Below are 25,283 nucleotides of genomic sequence, written 5' to 3' on the forward strand. Positions count from 1 at the left end.
CCGTACGGGCGGGGCGTGAGATCCTGAGGGGATGCTGCCCCCGATCGACGTGCTGCGCGAGCAGGTCGCCGCTCGTCTCGCCGCCTTCGACCGCCGGGAGGTGCCGCCCGTCTCAGGGGTGCGCCGGGCGGCCGTGACGGTGTGCGTGCTGGAGGACGCCGAGCGCGTCCCGTACACGGTGCTGATCCGCAGGGCGGCGCGGGGGCGCAACCCGGGGCAGTGGGCGCTGCCGGGCGGGCGGCTCGACGACGGCGAGCTGCCGGTGGAGGCGGCGCTGCGCGAGCTGGCCGAGGAGGTCGGGGTGACCGGCGTGGCGGTGGCCGGGCTGCTCGACGACTTCGTCGCCGACTCCGGGTTCGTGATCACTCCCGTGGTGGCGTTCGGGGGCCGTCAGGAGCCGGTGGGCGACGCCCATGAGGTGGCCTCGGTGCACGCGGTGCCGCTGGAGCGGTTCCTCGCGCCCGGCGTGCCGCGCTGGCAGGGCGAGCTGCTGCAGATGCCGCTCGGTCCGGACATCGTGATCCACGCGCCGACCGGGGCGATCCTGTGGCAGTTCGCCGAGGTGGCGCTGCGTGGGCGCGAACAGCGGGTGTTCGACGTCGCGCAGCCCCACTGGACGAGAACCTGACCCGACCGCCCCCGCCGGCTAGAAGGGGCCGGTGAGTTCGCCGAGCTTGCCGGTCAGCTCCAGGTTGGCCGCGTAGTCGACGGGCGCCGCGATCACCGACACCGTCTCGTCGGCCAGCGCCTTGCGCAGCGTGGGCAGCAGCTCCCCGGCGCTGGTGACCCGGTAGCCGCGGGCGCCGAAGCTCTCGGCGTAGGCGACGAAGTCGGGGTTGCCGAAGCGGATGCCCGAGTGGCGGCCGAGCTCCAGGTCCATCTTCCACTCGATCAGCCCGTACGCGTCGTCGACCCACACCAGGACCGTGATCGGGACGCGCTCGCGAACGGCCGTCTCCAGCTCCTGGGAGTTCATCAGGAACGCCCCGTCGCCGGTGGCGGCCAGCACCCTGCGGTCGGGGAAGGCCAGCTTGGCGGCCAGCGCCCCGGGCACCGCGAATCCCATCGAGGACAGCCCGTTGGAGACCAGCATCGTGTTGGGCTCGTACGTCGGGTACATGCGGGCCATCCACATCTTCACCGCGCCGGTGTCGGCCAGCACGATGTCCTCGCGGCCCATGGCCTGCCTGATGTCGGCGACCACGCGCCGCGGCGACAGCGGGAAGCCGTCCTCCGCGCGCCCCTGCTCCAGCTCCTCGCGCATCAGCCGGCGGATCTTCTCGCCGGTGCCGTTGAGCTCGAAACGGCGCGGGACGGCGTCGGCGAGCGCGTCCAGCGACCGGGAGATGTCGCCGTGCACCCCGACGGCCACCGGGTAGTGGTCGTCGACCTCGGCGGGGAACCGGTGGAGGTGGATGATCTCCTTGTCGCGGTTCGGGTTGATCTTGACGGGGTCGAACTCCTGGAGCTCGTAGCCGACGCTGATCAGCGCGTCCGCCTCGTCGAAGCCGAAGTTGACGTAGTCGTGGCGCATGAAGCCGACCGCGCCCAGAGCGTGCGGGTGGTCGTCGGGGAAGACGCCCTTGCCGTTGAACGTGGTGGCCACCGGCAGCCCGAGCCGCTCGGAGAAGCGCACCAGCGCGGCGGCGGCCCCGGCCCGGACGGCGCCGTGCCCGGCCAGCACGATCGGCCTGCGCGCGCGGGCCAGCACGTCGGCCGCGCGGGCGATCTGGGCGGCCGAGGGGTCTTGGGGACGTACGACGTTGACCGGCAGCGGCCCGAGGCCGGCCGGCACGGGAGCCGACTCGACGTCTTCGGGGATGGCCAGGTAGACGGCGCCGGGCCGCTCCGTCTGGGCGGTCTTGAACGCCTTGCGGATCATCTCGGGCAGGGCCAGGGCCGTGGGGGCGAGGTCGGCCCATTTGGTGATCGGCCGGAACAGCGACACCAGGTCGACCACCTGGTGCGACTCCTTGTAGATGCGGTCGAGGCCGACCTGGGCGGTGATCGCCACGACGGGGGTGCTGTTGGTGGTGGCGTCGGCCACGCCGAGCTGCAGGTTGATCGCGCCGGGGCCGAGCGTGGCCGAGGCCACCCCCGCCTTGCCGGTGAGCCTGCCGTAGATCTCGGCCATGAACGCCGCGCCCTGCTCGTGCCGGACGAGGATGTAGCGGATGGAGGAGTCGTTGAGCGCGTCGACGAAGTGGATGTTCTCCTCGCCGGGGATGCCGAAGACGTACTCGACGCCTTCCGCCTCCAGGGCTCGCACGATCAGATGGGCCGCGTCCGCCTGCGAGGACACCTGCGGGGACATGGTTAACGCCTTCTTCCATGAGCGACTGCGTCCCTGACAGCACCCGGCAGGCGCGCTTCATTCCGGGACGCGGCCCTGTGCCCGCGCGACGGCGGATCTCACGCGGGCACAGCGGGTCAGGAGCCCAGCGCGCGCGTGGCCAGCGCGCCGAGGACCATGCCGACGACCATGCAGGCCGCGGCGGCGATGGCGGCCCACTTGCCCAGGGACTCGCCGCGGGTGTGGCCGACGATGCCCAGCACGATGCCGGCCAGGCCGAACAGGATCGGTATGAACAGGATGGCCACCGCGGCGCTGACGAACCCGATGATCGACAGGATCTGGGCGCCCTGCCGCTGCGGCGGCCGGTCATAGGGCGGCGGCTGCGGCCGGCGCCCTTCGCGGGTGTGCTCGTCGTCGCCCGGGGGCGGTTCTTGCGAAGCGGTCATTCTCCGGCTCCCTCGTGAAGTGAATCACATCACACACCAGAGCCGTGGGCCTGTCGAGCCGCCGAGTCCAGACATCTGCCCATTTCAGAAGGGTTTTGACGGGCGGGAAAGCTGAGGGGGAAGGGGTTCGGCGTGGACGACGTCGAGCCGGGAGACCGCGCGGGTGAGGGCGACGTACAGGCGGTTGAGTCCGCGCGGCTCGGCCGCGACGACGGCGGCCGGCTCGGCGAGCACCACGTGGTCGTACTCCAGGCCCTTGCACATCGAGGCGGGTATGACGCTCAGCCGCTCGCCGAGGTCCAGCCCCTCGTTCCAGAGCGCGCAGGTGATCGCCTCGACGTGGGCGTCGGCCGCGATCACCCCGATCGACCCCTCGAACCCGCCCGCCTCCCGGACGGCCGCCACGACCCCCTTCTCCAGCTCGGCCGTCGCGATGACGCGCAGCCTGCCGTCGGAGCGGTGGGAGCGGGTGGGGGGCACGTCGGCGTCGAGCGCGGCCAGCAGCGTGTTGGCCAGCTCCACGACCACGCCGGGCACGCGGAAGCCGGTGGTCAGCTCGACGATCCGGCCGCCGGGACTGCCGAGCAGCTCCAGGTGCTCCGGCCACGACCTGGCCGCCCACGGCGTGGTGCCCTGGGCCAGGTCGCCGAGCACGGTCAGCGAGCCGTGCTCGCTGCGCCTGGCCACGGCCCGGCACTGCATGGGCGACAGGTCCTGGGCCTCGTCCACGATGACGTGGCCGTAGCCGCGGGGGCGTTCCAGCAGGCAGGCCAGCTCGTCCAGCAGCACCAGGTCGGCCTCGGTCCATGCGGCGCTCTTGGCGCCGCGCGGCGGGCCGGGCCTGGCCAGTGCGGCGCGTTCGGCGTCGGTCAGCAGGCCCTCGGGCGGGGCGCTGAGGACCTCGTTCAGCACGTCCTCGGGGCGGACGGCGGGCCAGGTCGCGTCGAGCGCCGGGGCGAGCGCCCGGCCGATGCGGCGTTCCCAGGCGGCGTTGCAGGTCCGGCCGCGGGCCTCGGCCTGCCGCCGCATCGCCGCCACCGTCCTGGCCCTGACGCGTTCGCGGCCGATCCCGTACGGCAGGGCGGCCCGCCTGGTGTCCTCCACGATGCGGCGCAGCTCGTCCTCGCCGACGCGCCAGCGGTAGGAGCCGTCGGCCACCACGGCGGGCTCGGCGGGCCTGCGGATGCGGCCGTACAGCGCGCGGCGCAGCAGCTCGGCCATCCGGACGTCGTGCTTGACCGCCGCGGCCGCCGCGGAGTCGACGGCCCGTACGGGGTGGGCGCCGAGCAGTCCTTCCAGGGTGGTCTGCTCGACGTCCACCTCGCCGAGCGCGGGCAGCACGGCCGAGATGTAGCCGAGGAAGGTCCGGTTCGGGCCGAGCACCAGGACGCCGGAGCGTTCGAGGCGGCGGCGGTGGGCGTACAGCAGGTAGGCGGCCCGGTGCAGGCCGACGGCGGTCTTGCCGGTGCCGGGGGCGCCCTGGACGCAGATGGTGGTGTCGAGGTCGGCGCGGACGAGGTCGTCCTGCTCGGGCTGGATGGTGGCGACGATGTCGCGCATCGGGCCGACGCGGGGGCGTTCGATCTCGGCGGCCAGGAGCGCGCCGCCGCCTTCTTGCCCCGCGCCGAGAAGCTCGTCCTCGTAGCCGGTCAGCGTGCTGCCCGACCAGCCGAAACGGCGGCGCACCTCGACCCCCTGGGGGTCGCGGGCGCCGGCGCGGTAGAACGCGCGCGCCACGGGCGCGCGCCAGTCGATCACCACCGGCAGCCGGCCGTGCTCGCCGGCGATGTGCCGCCGGCCGATGTGGTACGCCCGCCCGCGGTGCTCGGCCGAGGCCTGGCCGAAATCGAGCCGGCCGAAGAACGGCGGCCCGTCGGGCTCCTCGCTCAGCTCCTTGGCCAGGCTCTTGAGATGGCGGCCCAGCCGCTCCGCGCTGTAGCGGTCGCCGGCGACGGTCTCGCCGACGATCACGTTCTCCCGCGCGCCCTCCAGCATCCTGCGCAGCCCCGCCCTGCATCGTTCGACGTGACGCCGTTCGTCGTCGAGCGTGCCCATGCCCACCCCCAAAGCGTTAACTCGGTTAAGACATTGACCAGGTTAACACTTTGATAGAGTGCGGTCATGACGGGACTGCGGGAGCTGCAGCGGCAGCGGGTGCACGAGGCCATCTCGACGGCGGCGATCGCGCTCTTCCTGGAACGCGGCTTCGACGAGGTGCCGGTGACCGAGATCGCGGCGGCGGCCGGTGTGTCCAAGCCGACACTGTTCAAGTACTTCCCGACCAAGGAGGACCTCGTCCTGCACCGGTTCGCCGACCACAAGGGCGAGGCGGCCCGCGTCGTGCGCGGGCGGGGGCCCGGCGAGCACCCGGTCGCGGCGCTGCGCCGCCACCACCTCGACGGCCTGGCCGCCCACGACCCCGTCACCGGCCTCAACGACGACCCCGAGGTGCTGGCCTTCCACCGCATGGTGTTCGACACGCCCAGCCTGGCCGTGCGCCTGTTCCACCACATGAGCCAGGACGAGGCCGAGCTGACCGAGGCCCTGGCCGAGTGCATGGACGAGCTGACCGCCGCGCTGCTGGCCGCCCAGGCGCTGGCCGTGCAGCGGGTGCTGGCCCGCCGCACCTGGGCGCAGCTCGCCGGGGGCCGCCCCCTGGCCGAGGCCGAGGCCGACGCGGTGCGCGCCGCCGAACACGCCTTCGCGCTGCTCATGGACGGCCCCGCCGGCCCCTGAGCTCCGGCGTCCAGGTCACGCGCGCCCCATCCGGCGGGCACGATTACCTCCAACGCCAGAGGCTGTGCTTAACTCGGAAATGCCGATGTGGCTGTGTCCCCCGGGCCGCAAATTACCGCCTTCACGGAATACCGTTCGGCTGGAACCGTGTTGTGCACCTCGCCGAGGAGGCGACCACCACATCGGCCTTAAAGCTTTCCGGGCGTCCCGCTGCCTTAGGGTGGCAAGGTTGACTGCCCATGATCCAGGAGAGCCCGTTGCTGTACGAAGTGGTCAAGTTCGCCGCCGCGCCGCTCGCCCACGCGATGTGCCGGCCGCACATCACCGGCGCCGCGAACGTGCCGAGGCTCGGTCCGGCCATCCTGGCGGCCAACCACCTCTCCGTGCTCGACTCCTTCCTGCTGCCCGCGCTGCTCCCCCGGCGCGTCACGTTCACCGCCAAGAACGAGTACTTCGACGGCAACCCCGTCTCCGGCTTCTTCATGCGCCTGGGCGGCAGCCTGCCGATCGACCGCGAGAGCGCCCACGCCGCCCAGGCCATGCTCGACGCCGCCGCCGAGCTGCTGGAGCGCGGCGAGCTGTTCGGCATCCACCCCGAGGGCACCCGCTCCCCCGACGGCCGCCTCTACCGCGGCAAGGTCGGCGTGGCCTGGCTGGCGCTCAAGACGGGCGCGCCCGTGCTGCCGGTGGCGCTCAAGGGCACCGAGAAGGTGCTGCCGGTCGGGGCCAAGGTGCCCAGGCCCGCCAAGATCGGCATCTCGATCGGCCGGCCCATGCGTTTCGAGGGCGACCACACCAAGGCGCGCGACCGGCGCCGGGTCACCGACGAGGTCATGGAGGCCGTCCAGAAGCTGTCCGGCCAGGAGTACGTGCCCGCGTACGCCTCCAGCTTCAAGACCGCCAATGGAACGACGTGACCGGTCACCGCTAGGCTCTGACACCTGACGTCGAGGACCGGGGGGCTGACCAGTGGCGCGGGGCCGTACCATCGCGATCGTGTCGGTGTCCGCCGTGCTCGTGGCGGGGGCCGCGGGCGGGGGCGCCTACTACCTGCTGCGCACCAAGGGCACGCCGGGCGAGACGGCGCAGCGCTTCGCCGCCGCCTGGCAGGCCGGCGACAAGGCCGCCATGACCGCCGAGCTGGCCGCCCGGCAGCAGCTCACCGCCTACGACCAGCAGCGCGCCGCGCTCGGCGTCGAGTCGGCCACGGTCAAGCTGGGGCGCGTCGTCGAGGGCGACGGCCGGGCCAAGGTGCCCTACACCGCGACCCTGGCGCTGAAGAACATCGGCTCCTGGTCCTACGACGGGCAGCTCGACCTGGTGGTGGCCGACCGCACGTGGAAGGTCGACTGGCGGCCTGCCACGCTGCACCCGCAGCTGACCGCGGGTGCGGCGTTCGCCCTCAAGACGAGCTGGCCGCAGCGCGCGAAGATCACCGACGCCGACGGCGGCCGCATCGACACCGGCACGTCCGGCGGCTCGGTGCAGCAGCTCGTCGGCTACCTCGACAAGGCCACCAAGAAGGACGTCGCCAAGCTCGGCACCTCCTACAAGGTGGGGCAGGCGATCGGGCGCGGCGGCCTGCAGGAGACGTTCCAGAAGCGGCTGGCCGGCACCCCCACCACGCAGATCCAGCTCGGCGGCAAGACCCTCGGCACCATCGAGGGCACCGACGGCAAGCCCGTCGAGACCTCGCTCGACCCGCGGGCGCAGGCGGCGGCCGTGACCGCGGTCAAAGACGTCACCAAGCCCACCTCCATGGTCGCCATCCGGGCCTCCACGGGCGAGATCCTGGCCGTGGTCAACAACCAGGGCGGCTTCAACCGGGCCCTCGACGGCCGCTACCCGCCCGGCTCCACGTTCAAGGCGGTCACCGCGATCGGCCTGCTGGCGGCCGGCCTGTCGCCCGCCGACAAGGTCACCTGCCCGATGTACGCCACCGTCGGCGGGCTGAAGATCCGCAACTCGGAGAAGGAGGAGTTCGGCTCGCTGTCCTTCCTCGACTCCTTCGCCCACTCCTGCAACACCACCTTCGCGCCGCTGGCCGAACAGCGGCTCGGCGCCGACAAGCTGCTCAAGACGGCAGAAGGCGTCGGCTTCAACCAGCCGCTCAACATCGGCGTGCCGGCCACGAAGGCCAGCTTCCCGCGGGCCCAGTCCGACGCCGAGCTGGCCGCCGAGTCCTTCGGCCAGGGCAGGATCACCGCGAGCCCGCTGTCGATGGCCTCGGTCGCCGCCGCCATCGCCGACGGCACGTGGCGGCCGCCCACGCTGGTGCCCTCGCTCAAGCAGCAGGCCGACGAGCAGCCGCTGCCCAAGGGGGTCAAGGAGCAGCTGCACAGCATGATGGCGGCCGTGGTCTCCAAGGGCACCGCCAGGGGCAGCGGCCTGCCCGCCGGCACCCACGGCAAGACCGGCACGGCCGAGTTCGGCACCGGCGACAAGCTCGACACCCACGCCTGGTTCATGGGGTTCAAGGGCGACGTGGCCTTCGCGGTGGTCGTGGAGGGGGGCGGCACGGGCGGCAAGGTCGCTGCCCCGGTCGCGGCCACCTTCCTCAAGGGCCTCTGACCTCTCCTCAAGGACAGCTCGTGCCTCCTCTCCCAAGGCCGGTCGTGCATTGCATGCAATGTATGCAAAGAGCTAGAGTCGTGTCCGTGCAGAGCGATGTGGCCTGGAGCCGGTTGCGGGAGCTGATCCTCGACGGCACCTACCCGCCAGGGGCGCGGCTGACCGAGACGGAGGTCGCGGCGGGCCTGGAGATGAGCCGCACCCCGGTGCGCGAGGCGCTGCGGGCGCTGACCGCCGACGGGCTGGTGCGCCCGGCCGGGCGGGGGGTGGTCGTCGTGGCCCTGGAGCCGTCCGCGCTGGAGGACGCCTACCAGGTGCGGGCGGCCCTGGAGGCGCTCACGGCCGAGCTGGCGGCCACCCGCCAGGGCGAGGGGCGCATCGCCCCCGCCGACCTGGCCTCGCTGCGGCAGGTCGCCGACGCTACGGCGGCCGCCACCGCGCAGGGCCGGCTCGGCGAGGCCGTCGGGCTCAACCGCCGCTTCCACCGGCGGATCGCCGAACTGGCGGCCAACGCCGTCGCGCTGCACACGCTGGAGCGCGTGTGGGACCAGATCCAGGTGTCCACGTTGCGCTCGCTGGCGCCGCCGTCACGTCCGGCGCACGTCTCCGGCCAGCACGAACAGCTTCTCGCCGCGATCAGCGAGGCCCGGCCGCAGGACGCCGCGGCCATCGCCCGCGCGCACGTCCTCGACACCCGCGCCGTCACTCACAGCAAGGACGAACCCGAATGACCCGCCACCACACGTACACCACCACCGTGACCTGGACCGGCAACCGGGGCACCGGCACCAGCGGCTACCGCGACTACGACCGCGACCACAACCTGTCCGCCGAGGGCCCGCCGGTCATCGCGGGCAGCTCCGACCCGGCCTTCCGCGGCGACCCCGCCCGCTGGAACCCCGAGCAGCTGCTGGTCGGCTCGCTCTCCCAGTGCCACATGTTGTGGTATCTGCACCTGTGCGCCGAGGCGGGCGTCGTGGTCACCTCGTACGCCGACCACGCGGCGGGCACCATGGCCGAGAGCAGGACCGGCGGCCACTTCACCGAGGTCGTGCTGCGCCCCGAGGTGACCGTGGCCGCGCCGGAGATGGCCGAGACCGCCGCCCGCCTGCACGAGGACGCCCACAAGGCGTGCTTCATCGCCGCCTCGGTCAACTTCCCGGTACGCCACGAGCCGACCGTCCGCACGGCCTGAGGCAGGCCGACGATCCGGGAGAGGTCAGCGCGAGGCGGCCAGCGCCACGGCGGTGGCGGCCTCGTGCTGGAGCACCATGATCAGCAGGGTGGCCACCAGCGTCGCGATGAGCACCCAGCTGATCACGATGATGACCGTCGACCGGCGTGGCCGCCTGTGGCCCGGCTGCCCCTTCGCCCGCGCCTCGCTGCGACGGGCCCGCTCGTTGAACGACTCGAGCCGGGCGACGAGCCGCGGATCGTCGTCGACGAGGTGCTGCTCGATCTGGGCCAGCATTCGCTCCTCGTCCTGCGACCAGGCCATAGACGCACCTCCGGAACGCAAGCACTGTGGCGTATTCCTCCCCAACCATGAAGATCATTAGCCTTGACGTGACCCCCTAATTACCGCCTCTTTTCGGTTTGCGATCACGCTCGAACCTTTGTTCTAATCATGGGATGCGCTGGGACAACCTGCGCCTGACCGGGCCTGGTCAGGCCGATCCAGCCGTGCCGTTGTTCGCCCGCGGCGCGGTCACCCGTACGTTCGACACGCCCGAGTTCAGGGGGATGACCTTCTACGAGGTCCAGGCCCGGTCCGTCATCAACCGGGTGCCGGGGGCGAGCCGGGTGCCGTTCGAGTACACGATCAACCCCTACCGCGGGTGCGGGCATCGCTGCGTCTACTGCTTCGCCCGCAAGACGCACGAATACCTCGATCTCGACGCCGGGGCCGACTTCGACTCGCAGATCGTCGTCAAGGTCAACGCGGCCGAGCTGGCCCGCAAGGAGCTGGCCGCGGCCCGCTGGGGCGGCCACCACGTGGCCATGGGCACCAACGTCGACTGCTACCAGCGCGCCGAGGGCCGCTACCGGCTCATGCGGGGCATCCTGGCCGCGCTGCGCGACGCCGCGAACCCGTTCTCGGTGCTCACCAAGGGCACGCTGATCCTGCGCGACCTCGATCTGCTCACCGAGGCGGCCGAGGTCACCGACGTCAGCACGAGCATGTCGGTCGGCTTCGTCGACGAGACGGTGTGGCGCGGGGCCGAGCCCGGAACGCCCAACCCGCGGCGGCGGCTGGAGGCGTGCGCCACGCTCAACGACAACGGCGTGGCGTGCGGGGTGCTGATGGCGCCGATCCTGCCGTACCTGACCGACTCCCCCGCCCAGCTCGAACGCACCGTCAAGGAGATCGCCGAGGCCGGCGCGACCCACGTCGCCCCGATCGTCCTGCACCTGCGGCCGGGGGCGCGCGAGTGGTGGCTGAGCTGGCTCGGGCGCGAGCACCCGCGACTGGTGCCGCGCTATCTGGAGCTGTACGGCCGCGGCGCCTACGCCCCCGCCTCCTACCAGGACCGCGTCGTCGCCCAGGTCAAGGAGCTGGCCCGGCGCCACGGGGTCGGCAGAGCCACGCCCGCCATGGCCCGCCGCGTGCCGCCCCGCCGGACGCCCGGCGCCGTCCCGGCCGTCGCCGAGCCGGAGCAGCTTCGCCTGTTGTGACCCGTATGACTGGTATGAGCCGGTTTAAATCGGTGGCCCGCCGGCCCGCCCCGCTGGCAGGATGACCGGGCACCAGCCGGACGACGTTCAGGAGCACGAGATGCGGCGCCGCCCAGAGATCTTCCAGCGCCCCATTGGCACGAGAGTTCTCGAGGGCTCCACCACTCATGCACATCCTGAACATCGGCATCCTCGCGCACGTAGACGCGGGCAAGACCAGCCTCACTGAGCGGCTGCTGTTCGAGACCGGGGTCATCGCGCGCCTCGGCAGCGTCGACGACGGCAGCACGCAGACCGACAGCGGCGAGATCGAACGCCGCCGCGGCATCACCATCCGCTCGGCGGTGGCCTCGTTCACCATGGGCGACCTGCGGGTCAACCTGGTGGACACGCCGGGCCACGCCGACTTCGTGGCCGAGGTCGAACGCGCGCTCGGCGTGCTCGACGGCGCCGTCCTGGTGGTGTCGGCCGTGGAAGGCGTGCAGCCGCACACGCGCGTCCTGATGAAGACGCTGCGGCGGTTGCGGCTGCCCACGCTGATCTTCGTGAACAAGATCGACCGGATGGGGGCCCGGGAGGCGGGGGTGCTCGCCGAGGTCCGGCGGTGGTTGTCGCCGCGAGCGGTCGCGCTCAACACGGTGAGCGGCATCGGCGGCCCGTCCGCCACCACCCACTCCTTCACCTTCGCCCCACCTCCCTTCAGCACCACCCCGAGCGCCCCGCCCCCTCACCCCCTCGCCTCCCCTCCCCTCGCCTCCGGGCCCGCTTCCCGCGGCCCGGCTCCCTCCGAGCCCATCACCTCCGGGCCCCTCGCGTCCGGGCCCGCTTCCCGCGGCCCGGCTCCCTCCGAGCCCATCGCCTCCGTTTCCCCGTCCTCCGGGGCCGCTCCCAGGGACCCGGCCCCCGCAACCCGACCCCTCCCCTTGACTTCCTCGACGTCCGGGGCGGGTTCCGGCGACCCGGCCGTCGCATCCCGCTCCCCCGTCGTCGCTCCCCCGGCCTCTGGGGGTGCTCCCCGCTCAGGGGTGGCGGGCGGCGGCTCGAAGGAGGTGGTGCGGGCCACTGGGCCCGTCGATGCCGATCCCGCCAGTACGGAGCCCGAGACGGCGCATGACGCGAGGCCCGACGTGAGGCCCCACGCGAGTCCCGAGGCAGGGCCTGAGGCGGGGGTCAGCGCGCGGGCCGACCTCAGAGCCGACGCAGTGGCCGGCGCGGGGGCCGACGTGGAGGCAGGGGCCGACGCAGGGGACGGCTTGGAGGCGGCTGGGATGGTGGCGGCTGAGCTGTTGGCTGAGGGGGATGACGGGCTGTTGGAGTTGCTCGTCGATGACGTGGTTCCGGGGGCGGGGCGGGTGCGGGAGGCGCTTGCGGCGCAGTGCGCGGCGGGCGAGGCGCATCCGGTGTTGTTCGGGTCGGCGATCACCGGCGAGGGGGTGGCCGAGCTGCTCGGGGCGGTCCGGCTGCTGCCCGCGGTTCCCCAGCCGCCGGCCGGCGCGGGTAGAAGCGCCGGCCGCATGACGGCGGCGGCCGAAGGCGGACCCGTCGAGCTGGCGAAAGCCGGAGGCAGGCCCGTCGAACCGGTGACGCCCAGAGGCGGGCCTGTCGGACCGGCGGCGGCCGGAGGTGGGGCCGTTGGGCTGGCGGGGGCCGTGGAGCTGGACCGTCATGGGGGTCGCGGCATGACGGCCGAGCCCGCGACGACCACGCCAGCAACGGCGACACCCACGACGGCGGCGGCTACACAAACGACGGTGGCTGCAACGACGGCGGTGGGTGTGGTGTTTGTGGTGGAGCGGGGGCGGGGTGGGGAGAAGGTGGCGTATCTGCGGATGTGGAGCGGGGAACTGCGGGCGCGGGAGCGGCTGACGTTGCTGCGGCGGGAGCCGGGTGGGGGCGTCCATGCGTACGAGGGGCGGCCGAGTGGGGTGGTCGTCGTCGGGTCCGGGGCGCGGGTGGCGGTGGCGGGCGACATCGCCACGGTCCGGGGCGTGCCCGGGATCCGGGTCGGCGACCGGCTGGGCGAGCCGGGCCCGGCGGGGCAGGCCCACTTCACGCCGCCCAGCCTGGAGACCGTCGTACGCCCCCGGGTCCCCGGCCAGGAGCCGCGCCTGCACGCCGCGCTGGTCGCGCTGGCCGAGCAGGACCCGCTGATCGGCACCCGTACGCTGCCCGGCGGCCGGACGTCGGTCCTGCTGTACGGCGAGGTCCAGAAGGAGGTCATCGGCGAGACCCTGGCCAGGGACTTCGGCGTGGAGGCGGAGTTCGAGCCGAGCCGTCCGGTGTACTTCGAGCGTCCGGCGGGCACCGGGACGGCCCGTGAGGAGATGCGCCAGGCCGGGGACGCGTTCATGGCGACCGTGGGCCTGCGGGTCGAGCCGGCCGCGCCGGGCTCGGGCGTGCTCTACCGGCTGGAGGTCGATCTGGGCTCGTTGCCGATGGCCTTCCACCGGGCGATCGAGGAGAGCGTGCGGGGCGGCCTGGGGGCGGGCCCGCACGGGTGGCCGGTCACCGACGTGCTGGTCACGCTGACGGCGACGGGTTACGCCTCCCCGGTCACGACCGCCGGCGACTTCCGCGGGCAGGCGCGGGCCGTGCTGGCCGCGGCGCTGCGCAGGGCCGGCACCAGGGTGTACGAGCCGTGTCACCGTTTCGAGGCGGAGGTGCCCGCCGACGCCTTCGCCGCCGTGTCGTCCCGCCTGGCCGGGCTGGGCGCGGTCCTGGACGGCACGAGCAGGCGGGACGGGACGTGGGTGCTCGAAGGGGAGATCCCGGCGGCGGCCGTGCACGAGGCCGAGCGGCGGCTGCCGGGGCTGTCGCGCGGCGAGGGGGTGTGGTGGTCACGTCCGTCCGGAGATCGCCCGATTAGTGTGCGATAGGCGGTATGTCGGTTATCTGGGATAGATGGGTATTAATCCGCCATAGTGTGCCAATCGGGCGCAACCGTTTCAGGGGGAAACGATGGCTGACACGAAGAAGAAACCGGCCACCAAGTCGGGCAAGGCCAAGAAGCAGGCGATCAAGACGAGCCGCCAGGCCAAGGAGACCAAGAAGGAAACCAGAAGGACCGACGAGGGATGACCCCGTGAGGTGAATCGCGCAGCCGGGGGCCGGCGGCCCCCGGCTGTCCGGTGGAAGAGGAGCTGCGCACATGTCGGCCTATCTCCGCTTTCCCACTGTCTTTCAGGACGTGGTGGTCTTCGCCGCCGAGGACGACCTGTGGATGGTCTCGGCCCAGGGCGGCCGCGCGTTCCGCCTGACCGCCGGCGCGGCCGAGGCCGGCTACCCGCGCATCTCCCCGCGTGGCGACCAGATCGCGTTCGTCGGCCGGGAGGAGGGCCCGGAGGAGGTCTACGTGATGCCGGCCGTCGGCGGCGCCGCGCGCCGGGTCACCTTCCACGGCGCCCGCTGCACGGTCACCGGCTGGGACCACGAGGGCCGCATCCTGTACGCCAGCGACCAGTCCCAGCCGTTCGCCGGGCGCAAATGGCTGCACCGCGTGGCGCCGGGCGGGGTGCCGCAGCGGCTGCCGTACGGACCGGCGAACTCGATCGCCCACGGCCCCGACGGGATGATCGTGCTCGGCCGCAACACCGCCGACCCCGCGCGCTGGAAGCGCTACCGCGGCGGCACGGTCGGCGACCTGTGGATCGACACCGACGGCGACGGCGAGTTCAGGCGGCTGATCCGGCTGCCGGGGAACCTGGCCTCGCCGTGCTGGAGCGGCCGGCGGGTCTGCTTCCTGTCCGACCACGAGGGGGTCGGCAACGTCTACTCCTGCCTTCCGGACGGCGGCGACCTGCGCAGGCACACCCACCACGAGGATTACTACGCGCGCAACCTGTCCGGCGACGGCCACCGGCTGGTCTACCACGCCGGCGCCGACCTGTACCTGCTGGAGCCGGACGAGGAGCCGGACGACGGGCCGGACGACGGGCCCAGGCGGCTGGAGGTGCGGCTGGCCAGCTCCAGGACGCAGCGCAACCGCCGGTTCGTCGACGCCGAGGACTACCTCGACAGCGCGACCCTCAGCCCGGACGGCAGCGCGCTGGCGATCACCTCGCGCGGCAAGGCGTACGCGATGGCCGACTGGGAGGGCCCGGTGAGCCAGCACGGCGAGCCGGACGGCGTCCGCTACCGCTTCCTGACCTGGCTGAACGACGGCGTGCGGCTGATCGCCGCGGCCAGCGGCGAGTCCGACGAGGAGACGCTGGTCGTCCTGGAGGGCCACGAGGGCGGCTGCGGCGTCGAGGTGGCCCGGCTGGGCCGGATCAACGAGCTGGTCCCCGACCCCGCGCACGACCGCGTGGCCGTCGTCAACCATCGCCACGAGCTGTACCTGCTGGACCTGGCCACGGGCGCGGCCACCCTGGTGGAACGCAACCCGCACGGGCCGCCCGAGGACCCGGCCTGGTCGCACGACGGGCAGTGGCTGGCCTACGCCGGGCCGCTCAACGCCCAGACGACCGCGATCAAGCTGCACCACCCGGAGACCGGCCGGACGGTGGCCGCCTCCGAGCCGGTGCTCAAGGACTCGATGCCGGCCTTCGACCCCCAGGGCCGCTACCTGTACTTCATCGGCCAGCGGGTCTTCTCGCCCGTCTACGACCAGTTGCAGTTCGACCTGGGCTTCCCGCTGGGCACCCGGCCGTACGCGATCGCGCTGCGGGCCGACGCGCCCGACCCGTTCGTGCCCGGACGGCGTCCGCTCAACGGCAAGGACGAGGAGGAGGACGAGCCGGCGGAGGCCGTCCGGGTGGACCTGGACGGGCTGGCCGCCCGCGTCACCGCCTTCCCGCTGCCGGAGGGCCGCTACGAGGGGGTGGCCGGGCTCAAGGGCAAGGCGCTGCTGCTGACCAGCCCGCTGGAGGGCGAGAACACCCTGCACCTGTACGACTTCGCCAAGGGCAGGAACGAGACGTTCGCCGACGGCGTCACCGCGTTCGAGCTGGGCCGCGACCACAAGACGCTGCTGTACCGGGCCGGCAGCCGGCTGCGCGTGGTCAGGGCCGGCGAGGTGCCCGAGCACGACGACGACCCGCCGGGCCGCGAGAGCGGCTGGATCGACCTGTCGCGCATCAAGGTGTCGGTGGCGCCGGAGTCGGAGTGGCGGCAGATGTTCCGGGAGGCGTGGCGGCTGCAGCGGGAGAACTTCTGGACCGAGGACATGGCCGGCATCGACTGGCCGGGCGTCTACCGGCGTTACGAGCCGCTGGTGGACCGGGTCACCACCCGGGGCGAGTTCTCCGACCTGCTGTGGGAGCTGCACGGCGAGCTGGGCACCAGCCACGCCTACGAGAGCGGCGGGGAGTACCGTCCCGGGCCGGACTACAGCCAGGGCAAGCTGGGCGTCGACTGGGACTACCGGGACGGCGTATACCACGTGCGCGCGATCGTCACCGGCGACCCGTGGGACCCCGAGGCCACCTCGCCGCTGAACCGCCTGGGGCTGGACGTGCGGCCGGGGGACGCGGTGCTGGCCATCAACGGCGCGCCCATCGGCCGCGCGGCCACCCCGAACGAGCGGCTGGTCAACCAGGCCGGCGAGGAGGTGGAGCTGACCCTGCGACGCGAGGAGCGGGTGTTCACGGTGACCGTGCGCGCGCTGGCCGACGAGCAGCCCGCCCGTTACCGCGACTGGGTGAACCTCAACCGCGCCGAGTGCCACGAGCGGTCCGGCGGGCGCATCGGCTACCTGCACGTCCCCGACATGGGCACCGAGGGGTTCGGCGAGTTCCACCGGGGCTTCCTGGCCGAGTACGACCGGCACGCCCTCATCGTGGACGTGCGCTTCAACGGCGGCGGGCACGTCTCGGCGCTGCTGCTGGAGAAACTGGCCAGGCGGCGGCTCGGCTACGACTACCCGCGGTGGGGGGACCCGGAGCCGTACCCGCCCGAGTCGCCGCGCGGGCCGCTGGTGGCCATCACCAACGAGTGGGCGGGCTCGGACGGCGACATCTTCAGCCACACCTTCAAGCTGCTCAAGCTGGGCCCGCTGGTCGGCAAGCGCACCTGGGGCGGGGTGATCGGCATCTGGCCGCGCCACCGGCTCGCCGACGGGACCGTGACCACGCAGCCGGAGTTCTCCTTCGCCTTCGACGACGTCGGCTGGCAGGTGGAGAACTACGGCACGGATCCCGACATCGAGGTCGACATCACCCCGCAGGACTACGCCAAAGGCATCGACACGCAGCTGGAGCGGGCCATCGACGTCGCCCTGGGCCTGCTTGCCGAGCATTCGCCGCATACGCCGGATCCGTCGCATCGGCCAGGTATGCAACCTTAGGATCCTCTTGGGCGTCTAAAGATCATAGGCGGGGAAAGCGCACAGGGGATGACATGTGCACTCCGCTCGCGCGCGGCCTGACGACCGGCCTCGCGCGTACGCGAATGCAACCGAGCACAAGGGGGATCGTCCAGGTGCGCGCACTGGCACGCAGGGGGAAGTCGGCGATGGTCCGGTTGTACCGGGGGTACAACCGCCGCAAGGCACGCAACGCGCCGCCGCCGTCGACCGACCGCATCAGGATCCTGCTCCTGCATGCCAACGGCATGGGCGGGACGATCAGGACGGTGTTCAACCTGGCCGGTTACCTGGCCGAGAAGCACGACGTCGAGATCGTCAGCATCCTGAAGGAGGCCGAGGAGCCGTTCTTCCCGATCGACCCGCGGGTGCGCTTCCGCTTCCTGGACGACCGGCTCAAGCCGAGCCCCGATCCGCTGCGGGCGATGTTGTCGAAGTTCCCCAGCAAGCTGATCCCGCCGGAGGAGACGGCCTACCACCGCTTCACCCTGTGGACCGACTACAAGCTGGCCCGCTACATCCGCTCGCTCGACAGCGGCGTGCTCATGGCCACCCGTCCCGGGCTCAACCTGGCCATGGCGCAGTTAGCGCAGCCGGGCGTGATCACCATCGGGCAGGAGCACGTGGCCCTGCGCACCCAGGCCGAGCCGATGCAGAAGCTGATCAAGTGGCGGTACCGGCGGATGGACGCCCTGGTCACCCTCACCAAGGCCGACCTGCGCGACTACCGCAGCACGCTGCCGAAGAAGCCGAAGAAGCTGGCGCGCATCCCCAACGCCGTCCCGCCGATGAGCGGCGAGGTGTCCAGGCTGGACGCCAAGGTCGTCGTCGCCGTGGGCCGGATGACCCGGCTCAAGGGCTTCCACCGGCTGATCACCGCGTGGGAGACCGTCGCCGCCGCGCACCCCGACTGGAAGCTGCGCATCTTCGGCGCCGGGCCGCAGCAGGACAACCTGGCGGCGCAGATCGTCGAGGCCGGGCTCGAGGGCAAGGTGGAGCTGCCGGGGCCGACCAGCGACGTGGGGGCCGAGCTGGAGAAGGCGTCGATCTTCGTGCTCAGCTCGCGGCACGAGGGCTTCCCGATGACGATCCTGGAGGCCATGGCCAAGGGGCTGGCCATCGTCAGCTTCAACAGCCCGCACGGCCCCAAGGAGATGATCACCGACGAGGTGGACGGGCTGCTGGTCAAGCCGCGCACCAACGCCAACCTGGCGGCCGCGATCATGCGGGTCATCGAGGACGAGCCGCTGCGCCGGTCGCTGGCGGCGGCCGCGCTGGAGACGGCGCGCACGTACGACGTGAACGCGGTGGGCGAGAAGTGGGACGAGCTGCTGGCCGAACTGGTGGCCCGCCGCAACGGCACGTACGTCCGCCCGCTCCGCCCCGTCCCGGAAGCCGCCCCCGAAGCCACCCCGGAAGCCGCCACCGGACCCGGCGAGGCCGCCACGCCCGCCGAGGCCACCGAGCCGGCCGGCCCCCGGGCCTGACGGAACGGGCGTCACGTCGCCGAGCCGGACTTCCACCGGCTCGGCGAAGACGCGCGCCGGGGATCCCGAGCGGCCGTCATTGCCGCTTCACCGGTGCGGCGTGAACCGCCTGGTGTGGGTGATCAGTGACGGAAGCCTTCCTGTGTCAAATCCGGCGATGGCGGGAATTCTCTAGACAACTTCGCCCGCGGGAACCACGGAGGGCCGCTTGAGCACGAAGGTCGCCGTCGCGATCCTCGCCGGAGCCGTCATCGTCGTTTCCTTCGCCGGCAGCGCCAAGAGCCCCGCCGCCACCGCCGCCAGCCCCCTCAGCAACGCCAGCGGGACGTTGCCCGGCCTCGCCCCGATCCTGTCCGACGGCGACAAGGCCAGGGCGCGCGGCCTCATCGGCCGCTTGCGCGTCAAGGGCCGCGGCCCCAACACCGGCTACGCCCGCAGCCGGTACGGCGAGAACTGGGCCGACACCGCCACCGGCGTCCCCTACGCCCGCAACGGCTGCCGCACCCGCGACGACCTGCTCGCCCGCGACGGCACCGGCGTCGAGTACCGGCCCGGGTCGAGCTGCGAGGTCGTCGCCATGGAGCTGACCGACCCCTACACCGGCCGGCTCATCTCCTGGCACAAGTCCGAGGCCGACGAGGTGCAGGTGGACCACGTGGTGCCGCTCAACTACGGGTGGCGCATGGGCGCGCCGCGCTGGCCGATGGCGAAACGCCTGGACTTCGCCAACGACCCGCTCAACCTGTTACCCGTCGACGGCCGCGCCAACGAGGAGAAGGACGCCTCCGGCCCGGCCGGCTGGCTGCCTCCCCAGCGCCGCGTCCGCTGCGCGTACGTCACCCGGTTCGCCCAGGTCGCGCTCAAGTACGACCTGCCCGTGACCAGGGCCGACAAGAACGCCATGCTCGCGCAGTGCCGCTAGCCCCGGGGCTCAGGGAAGAAGAATCCACCCTTCTGTGAACAAGAGGAGAAACGCTCGATTTCTCTTCTTGTGAGGATCAATGACGTTAGGCAAGGGACTGCTGGCAGCGGTCCTGGCAGGCACGCTGAGTGTGGGCGCGACCACGGGAACCCGCCCGGCCGACGCGGGCCAGGCAGCCCCCGGACAGCCGCGCCCCGGCACGACCGGGGGCGTGACGCTGCTGACCGGCGACCGTGTCGTGGTCACGGGCAGGAGCTTCCGGGTGGAGCCGGGTGCGGGCCGGGAGGTGTACTTCTCCTCCGGATACCGCGACGGGCATCTGTACGTCGTCCCGTCCGACGCCGGGCCCCTGGTCGCCCGGGGAGTGCTGGACGAGCGGCTGTTCGACGTCACCCAGTTGCTCGCCTGGCGTTACGGCGACGCGGACACGCCCGACATCCCGCTGCTCACACAGTCGCCGGCGGGAACGGCCCCGGCGCTCCAGGGCTCCGCGACGACCCGGCGGCTGACCAGCCTGGGCATGACGGCGCAGCGGGTGGCCAAGAAGAGCGCCAGCGAGACGTGGCGGAGCCTGGTCGGCGGGGCGTCCACGCTGGCCGCGGGCAAGGGCAGGGTCTGGCTGGACGGCCGGCGTTCGTACACCCTGGACCGCAGCACCCGGCAGATCGGCGCGACCGAGGCGTGGCAGCGGGGTCTCACCGGACAGGGCGTCACGGTCGCCGTGCTCGACAGCGGGTACGACCCCACGCATCCCGACCTGAAGGACGTGGTGACCCAGTCGCGGAACTTCTCCGACGAGCCCGACATCACTGATCGTCTCGGGCACGGCACGCACGTCACCTCGATCATCGCCGGCGCCGGCGAGAAGTACCGCGGCGTGGCGCCGGGAGCCCGCATCGCCTTCGGCAAGCTGGGCACGCAGATCAGCGACTCCGCGATCCTGGCCGGCATGGAGTGGGCCGCCACGGAGGTCAAGGCCAGAATCGTCAACATGAGTTTCGGCAGCCCCGACGAACCCGGCCTCGACCCCGTCGAACAGGCGGTGAACACCCTGTCGCAGAAGACGGGCGCCCTGTTCGTGGTGGCCGCGGGCAACGACGGCGGCGAGGGCACCGTGAACAGCCCCGGCAGCGCGGACGCCGCGCTGACCGTCGGCGCGGTGGACCGCTCCGACCAGTTGGCCGACTTCTCCAGCAGGGGCCCGCGCAGCGGCGACCACGCGGTCAAGCCGGACGTCACCGCCCCCGGCGTGGACATCGTGGCCGCCGCCGCGGCGGACACCGCCGACGGAACCCACGTGGCGATGAGCGGCACGTCGATGGCCGCCCCGCACGTGGCGGGAGCGGCGGCCATCCTCGCCCAGCGCCACCCCGGCTGGAGCGGGCAGCAGCTCAAGGCGGCGCTCGTCGGCAGCGCCCGGCCGACCGCCGGCGCCACGCCGTACCAGCAGGGCACCGGGCGGGTGGACGTGCCGCGCTCGCTGGACCAGGAAGTGATCGCCGCTCCCACCGGCGTGTGGGCCGCGTTCCCGTACGGGCAGCCGGGCGAGCGGCGGGCCACCGGGAAGATCACTTACACCAACGCCGGGACCGCGCCCGTCACCCTGGATCTCGCGACCGACTCGGACGTGCTCACGCTGTCGCCACAGCGGCTGGAGGTGCCCGCGGGCGGGCAGGCGTCGGTCGTGGTGACGATCGACGCCGAGGGCGAGAGCCCCGGCGACCATCCGGGAATCGTCACCGCCACGGCCGGTGACACGGTGGTCCGCACCCCGGCCGGGGCGTACGTGGAGCCGGAGTCCTATGACGTCACGGTGGCCGTCCTGGGCAGGGACGGGGCCGCCGCCGAGGACGTGCAGGGCGTCGTCTACGACCAGGCGACCGGCGCGCAGCGCACCCTCGTCCTCCACGGCGGCACGGCCAGGATCAGGCTGCCGAAGGGACACTGGAACCTCTACACCGAGATCGTCGGGAGGGCGGAGCACAGCCTGACGCTCGCGCACCGGCCGTTCGAGGTCGGCGACGCCGACGTGTCGCTGACGGTCGACGGCCGCGAGGCGAAGCGGTTCACGTTCACGGTCGACGACCCCACTGCCGTCCCCGCTCCCGCGTTCGCGCTCACCATGGTCAACGGCCCCTGGAACGCCACGATGGCCGCGTTCAACTTCCGCGGCGGCTTCCACGTCCTCCCGATGCGGCAACCGGGGTTCGCCTACCTGGCCCAGACCGTCTGGACCAAGAAGGACACGACGCCCAGCCCGTACCGCTACGACCTCGTGGACCGCCGTACGGACGGCTTCCCCGACGCCCCCGGGTACGCCGCGCGGACCCGGGACATGGTCAAGGCGAGCGAGACCTACCGCTCGGCCGTCCCTGGCGCCACCGGCACGCTGACCTCCGGGCCGGTGCCGCCCGGCGGCGCCCTTTCGGCGGGGCTGACCACCTGGGACATCCCGCTGCCGAGCGGCCTGACGCGGTACCTCACGCCGGGGTTGGCGTGGAACGACGAGTTCAGGGCGGGCGGCCTGACCGAGCTCGGCACCGGCCCGGTGCGCGACAGGAAGTTCACCCAGCTCTGGAACGCCGCGGTGACCGGCCCCTCGTTCGCCGCCACCGGCGGCAGCCGCACCGGCGACAGGCTCGACTTCCCCATCGACGGCATGTACACCAGCGGCGTCCCCGGCCGTACCGGCATGGACGAGACCGCGACCGGCACCCTCACCCTGACCGGGAACGGAAAGGAGATCGCCAGGACCGGCATCTCCGGCTGCACCCCCTACCCGGGCGCGAGGTGCGTGCTCACCGCCAGGCTGCCGGAGGCGGACACCGCCTACACGCTGACCGCCTCCTCCCGGCGGCCGGAGGCGGGGCTGTCCACGGGCGTCGACGCCGTCTGGACGTTCCGCTCCGCCCGTACGGCCAAGGCCCGGCCCCTGCCGCTGATGGCCGTGCGCTACGCACCGCAGGGCCTCGATGACGGCAACCGCGCCGAGCCGGGCTCGCGGACCACCGTGCCGATCCGGGTCGAGCGGGCTCCCGGCGCCCGAGCGGCGGCCGTCTCCTCGATCACGCTGGAGGCCTCCGCCGACGACGGGCGGACGTGGCGGCCGGTGCGCGTCCTGGCGACCGGATCGGGCTGGACGGCACGGCTGGACAACCCCACCACTCCGGGGTACGTCTCGCTGCGCGCCACCGTCACCGACCAGGCGGGCGACGGCGTCACCCAGACCGTGACCCGCGCCTACGCTGTCGGCTGACGGCCGAGCCGCCGGTCAAGCGGGCGGACCGGGCACGGGCCGGGGCGTCCCCCCGGCCCGTGCCCGGTCGCGGGCAGACCTGCGATTCACCGAGGGAGCCGGTCGGTCCACTCGGTGTCCACGGAGAAGAAGCCGGCGTTGAACGCCACGCTGCCGTCGTCGAGGATGACGAGGTCGGCGCGGACCACCCGGGCCTTGTCGGGATCGACGACCAGTTCGAGGTCGTCCTCACCGCCGTCGGGGTCGGGAAAGCGCAGATGCCGGCCGCCTTCGACCGCGCCCACGTCCACCAGCCCCGGTGTCGCGGCGAGCGCGCGGAACGCGGCCGAGCGGACCGCCGTGGGCGTCGGCAGGTCGGTGATCAGCGCGAGCAGGGTGAGGGTGGGATCGCCGCGGATCTCGGACGCGGACATGTTCGCCTCTTCGCCCTTGCGCGCGACGATCCACGCCTTCAGCGCCTCCGGGTCCGTCGGCAGCCCTTCGAGCTCCTCGAAGCTCACCTCGGCGCCCTTGAGGCTGAGCGTCCGCCCGGCCGGCGCCGGTACGACGGCGTCCGGGGGGCCGTCCGCCATGCCCCTGGTCCAGCGCCTGCCGTCGCGCCTGGTCCAGCTCTCCATCGGCGCACTGCCCGTCTCGAACCCCTTGTGCGTGACGTGCCAGTACGTCCCGGAGCCTTGGGGCGTGCGTTCCGCGGTGACGGCGGCCATGAGCAGGACCTCCTTGCCCGTGACCGACGCGCCGTCACTCGCGGGCGCCCCCGCGGTGAACACGACCGCCGCGGCGGATCCGGCGGCGGCGGCCAGGGCGGCTCCCGCGACGAACCAGCCCATGCGCCGGCGCGCCCGGCCCGACCGCGCCCGTCGCCTGAGGCGCTCCCGGCCGCGCGCGACCGCCCCGGCGGACGGCTCCGGCTCGCCCAGCAGAGTGGCGATCTCGTCCAGGTCGTTCATGGGTGGGTCTCCTTGTCGGTGATGGCCTGGATCTTGGCGCGGGCCCGGCTGAGCCGCGACCCCACCGTGCCGAGGGAAATGCCGAGCGCCTGGGCGATCTCGTTGTAGCTGAGCTGGCCCAGCGCCAGGAGCAGCAGCACGTCACGCTCGCCGCCGTTCAGCGAGGCGAGCGCCATGGCCAGGTACGGCTGCGCGGTCGCGGCGGCGACGACCCGGTTCTCGTGCCCTTCCACGACCGGCACGGGGCCGAGCCGGGCCAGCACCCGGTACCGGCGGGCCTCCTTGTGACGATGCCGGGCCACCAGGTTCGTGGCGATGCCGAGCAGCCAGGGCCGCAGAGCACCTCTTTCCACCTCGAAGCGGTCACGCCGGTCGAACGCCAGCAGAAACGTCTCGGCGGCGATGTCCTCGGCCACCTGGGCGCCCAGGCGTCCGGCCACGTACCGGTAGACGTCATGGAAATACCGGTCGTACACGGCGGTGAACAGCTCAGGGTTCCGCCGGTAGCCGGCGACGAGGGCGGCGTCGGTCACCTGCTCGCCCACGTCGGCGGTCATGTGCCGGTCTCCGTCATGAGTGTGCCTTCCGGTGGGTGATCATTACTTTCACCCATCCTTCGCGGCGTACGCGGCTTTTCTTCCCGCGTGCCGGAAGGCGGCCACTCAGCAGGGGCGACCTAGCGCGGGTCCTCCCAGACGAAGCCGTGCTCGAACGTCTGCTCGGCCAGCGCCTTCTGCCCGGCGAGGTTGGGGTGGAAGAAGTCCCACTTGCTGACGTGGTCGAGCGTGAACGGGAAGGAGAAGATCGCGCCCTCGTCGGTGTCGCAGGAGGGCCCCATCGCCGCGCAGGCCAGCGCCGCCTCCCTGTTGTAGGCCATCACCCGCGCCCGCACCCGGGCCCGCCGCTCGACGTCGGCCTTCTTCACCGAGGCCGGGTCGGCCAGCATCGTCTGGCAGATCCTCCCGACGGTCCAGAACGTACGGGCCAGCGGGTTGCCCTTGCCGACCTGCCACAACCGCCGCAGATCGGGGACGCTGGCGATGAACACCCTGGCCTGCGGCATGCCGGCACGCAGGGCCGACAGCGCGGCGTCCATGCGCCGGCGGTAGAGCGCGACCGGCGTCATCTCCCGCTCGGTGCGCTTGCACGCGTCTTGGGCGCCTATGAGGATCGTCACATAATCGGCCTTCGCCGCGATCGCCTGGTTGACCTGACCGAGCAGGTCGGCGCTCGTGGAACCGGGCACCGCGAAGTTCTCCCGATGGAGCGTTCCAGCCAGGCCCCGCAGCCGGAGGTAGTGGCTGTCCACCTGCGCGTTGTCGCCGGCCGCCCAGGAGCGGGCCGCGCAGGAGACGTACCAGCCGCAGGCGTTGAAGCCCGTGGAGATCGAGTCGCCCAGCGCCGCCATCGTCTCAGGGACGGGCTGAGCTGCGACGACGGCCTGCGCGGGGCCCGAGGCGGCCAGGACGAGGAGGGCGGTGACGACGGGGGACAGACGACCGATCATGGCCCCAAAGGTAGGGAGTCGATCATGGCCGCACCATGACCTTCAGGGGAGGTCTGCCATTTCAGGACCGTCTTCCTATCGCCGCTTGACAGTGCGTCCGCGACCTGGGCGCCCTCAATAAACGTCAAGATCCGG

Annotated in this window: 19 protein-coding genes and 1 pseudogene; 13 read left to right on the plus strand and 7 right to left on the minus strand. The window is 72.6% G+C overall.

The features are described from left to right. Positions 1-31: 31 nt before the first annotated feature. Complete coding sequence (locus AB0J76_RS40920) at positions 32-628, plus strand: CoA pyrophosphatase (protein WP_352326539.1); 597 nt, start codon at positions 32-34, stop codon at positions 626-628. Between the two features lie 18 nt (positions 629-646). Here the strand turns inward: AB0J76_RS40920 and AB0J76_RS40925 are convergent, their stop codons facing one another. From AB0J76_RS40925 to AB0J76_RS40935, 3 genes are all read right to left on the minus strand, one after another. Further along, the gene (locus AB0J76_RS40925) at positions 647-2,314 is read right to left on the minus strand and encodes an acetolactate synthase large subunit (protein ID WP_352326541.1); all 1,668 of its coding nucleotides are present in this window, start codon (positions 2,312-2,314) and stop codon (positions 647-649) included. Between the two features lie 116 nt (positions 2,315-2,430). Then, positions 2,431-2,742: a hypothetical protein gene (locus AB0J76_RS40930; protein WP_352326542.1), complete on the minus strand. Its 312-nt coding sequence runs from the start codon at positions 2,740-2,742 to the stop codon at positions 2,431-2,433. 84 nt (positions 2,743-2,826) lie between these two features. After that, complete coding sequence (locus AB0J76_RS40935) at positions 2,827-4,797, minus strand: AAA family ATPase (protein WP_364392834.1); 1,971 nt, start codon at positions 4,795-4,797, stop codon at positions 2,827-2,829. 66 nt (positions 4,798-4,863) lie between these two features. Between AB0J76_RS40935 and AB0J76_RS40940 the strand changes: the two genes are divergently transcribed. From AB0J76_RS40940 to AB0J76_RS40960, 5 genes are all read left to right on the plus strand, one after another. Next, positions 4,864-5,478, plus strand: coding sequence for a TetR family transcriptional regulator (locus tag AB0J76_RS40940; protein ID WP_352328169.1), 615 nt, complete (start codon positions 4,864-4,866; stop codon positions 5,476-5,478). Positions 5,479-5,717: 239 nt separating this feature from the next. Beyond that, entirely contained in the window at positions 5,718-6,395 is a 678-nt protein-coding gene (locus AB0J76_RS40945) for a lysophospholipid acyltransferase family protein (RefSeq protein WP_352328168.1), read from the plus strand. A 79-nt stretch (positions 6,396-6,474) separates the two neighbouring features. After that, positions 6,475-8,049 carry a penicillin-binding transpeptidase domain-containing protein gene (locus AB0J76_RS40950; protein WP_352328167.1) on the plus strand — a complete coding sequence of 525 codons (1,575 nt, stop codon included), beginning with the start codon at positions 6,475-6,477 and terminating at the stop codon, positions 8,047-8,049. Between the two features lie 86 nt (positions 8,050-8,135). After that, positions 8,136-8,780 carry a GntR family transcriptional regulator gene (locus AB0J76_RS40955; RefSeq protein WP_352328166.1) on the plus strand — a complete coding sequence of 215 codons (645 nt, stop codon included), beginning with the start codon at positions 8,136-8,138 and terminating at the stop codon, positions 8,778-8,780. Next, a complete protein-coding gene (locus tag AB0J76_RS40960) occupies positions 8,777-9,244 on the plus strand; it encodes an OsmC family protein (RefSeq protein WP_352328165.1) in 468 nt (155 codons plus the stop codon). The genes AB0J76_RS40955 and AB0J76_RS40960 overlap by 4 nt, the downstream gene beginning before the upstream one ends. Positions 9,245-9,268: 24 nt before the next feature. Here AB0J76_RS40960 and AB0J76_RS40965 read toward each other — a convergent pair whose 3' ends face one another. Next, positions 9,269-9,547, minus strand: coding sequence for a DUF3040 domain-containing protein (locus AB0J76_RS40965; RefSeq protein ID WP_352328164.1), 279 nt, complete (start codon positions 9,545-9,547; stop codon positions 9,269-9,271). Positions 9,548-9,681: 134 nt separating this feature from the next. On the opposite strand from AB0J76_RS40965, the gene AB0J76_RS40970 reads away from it, so the two are divergent. The 7 genes and pseudogenes from AB0J76_RS40970 to AB0J76_RS41000 all read left to right on the plus strand — a co-directional run bounded on the left by AB0J76_RS40970 (position 9,682) and on the right by AB0J76_RS41000 (position 22,691). Continuing rightward, positions 9,682-10,725, plus strand: a complete 1,044-nt coding sequence (locus tag AB0J76_RS40970; RefSeq protein ID WP_352328163.1) for an Rv2578c family radical SAM protein — start codon at positions 9,682-9,684, stop codon at positions 10,723-10,725. A 167-nt stretch (positions 10,726-10,892) separates the two neighbouring features. Next, positions 10,893-12,170 (plus strand): annotated as a pseudogene (locus tag AB0J76_RS40975) (GTP-binding protein); the annotation flags it as partial. 879 nt (positions 12,171-13,049) lie between these two features. Next, complete coding sequence (locus tag AB0J76_RS40980) at positions 13,050-13,601, plus strand: hypothetical protein (RefSeq protein WP_364392951.1); 552 nt, start codon at positions 13,050-13,052, stop codon at positions 13,599-13,601. Positions 13,602-13,873: 272 nt separating this feature from the next. Next, positions 13,874-17,008: a PDZ domain-containing protein gene (locus tag AB0J76_RS40985; RefSeq protein ID WP_352328285.1), complete on the plus strand. Its 3,135-nt coding sequence runs from the start codon at positions 13,874-13,876 to the stop codon at positions 17,006-17,008. Between the two features lie 134 nt (positions 17,009-17,142). Next, positions 17,143-18,513, plus strand: a complete 1,371-nt coding sequence (locus tag AB0J76_RS40990) for a glycosyltransferase family 4 protein (protein ID WP_352328284.1) — start codon at positions 17,143-17,145, stop codon at positions 18,511-18,513. A 208-nt stretch (positions 18,514-18,721) separates the two neighbouring features. Then, complete coding sequence (locus AB0J76_RS40995; RefSeq protein ID WP_352328283.1) at positions 18,722-19,435, plus strand: HNH endonuclease family protein; 714 nt, start codon at positions 18,722-18,724, stop codon at positions 19,433-19,435. Positions 19,436-19,514: 79 nt separating this feature from the next. Continuing rightward, a complete protein-coding gene (locus AB0J76_RS41000) occupies positions 19,515-22,691 on the plus strand; it encodes a S8 family serine peptidase (protein ID WP_352328282.1) in 3,177 nt (1,058 codons plus the stop codon). Between the two features lie 86 nt (positions 22,692-22,777). Here the strand turns inward: AB0J76_RS41000 and AB0J76_RS41005 are convergent, their stop codons facing one another. From AB0J76_RS41005 to AB0J76_RS41015, 3 genes are all read right to left on the minus strand, one after another. Continuing rightward, a complete protein-coding gene (locus AB0J76_RS41005) occupies positions 22,778-23,641 on the minus strand; it encodes a CU044_5270 family protein (protein ID WP_352329024.1) in 864 nt (287 codons plus the stop codon). Next, positions 23,638-24,198, minus strand: a complete 561-nt coding sequence (locus AB0J76_RS41010; RefSeq protein ID WP_352329026.1) for an RNA polymerase sigma factor — start codon at positions 24,196-24,198, stop codon at positions 23,638-23,640. Before AB0J76_RS41010 ends, AB0J76_RS41005 begins: the two co-directional genes overlap by 4 nt. A gap of 119 nt (positions 24,199-24,317) precedes the next feature. After that, the gene (locus AB0J76_RS41015) at positions 24,318-25,148 is read right to left on the minus strand and encodes a GDSL-type esterase/lipase family protein (protein ID WP_352329028.1); all 831 of its coding nucleotides are present in this window, start codon (positions 25,146-25,148) and stop codon (positions 24,318-24,320) included. Between the last annotated feature and the right edge of the window lie 135 nt (positions 25,149-25,283).

This window comes from Nonomuraea sp. NPDC049624 (assembly GCF_040675255.1).
Taxonomy (GTDB): Bacteria; Actinomycetota; Actinomycetes; order Streptosporangiales; family Streptosporangiaceae; genus Nonomuraea.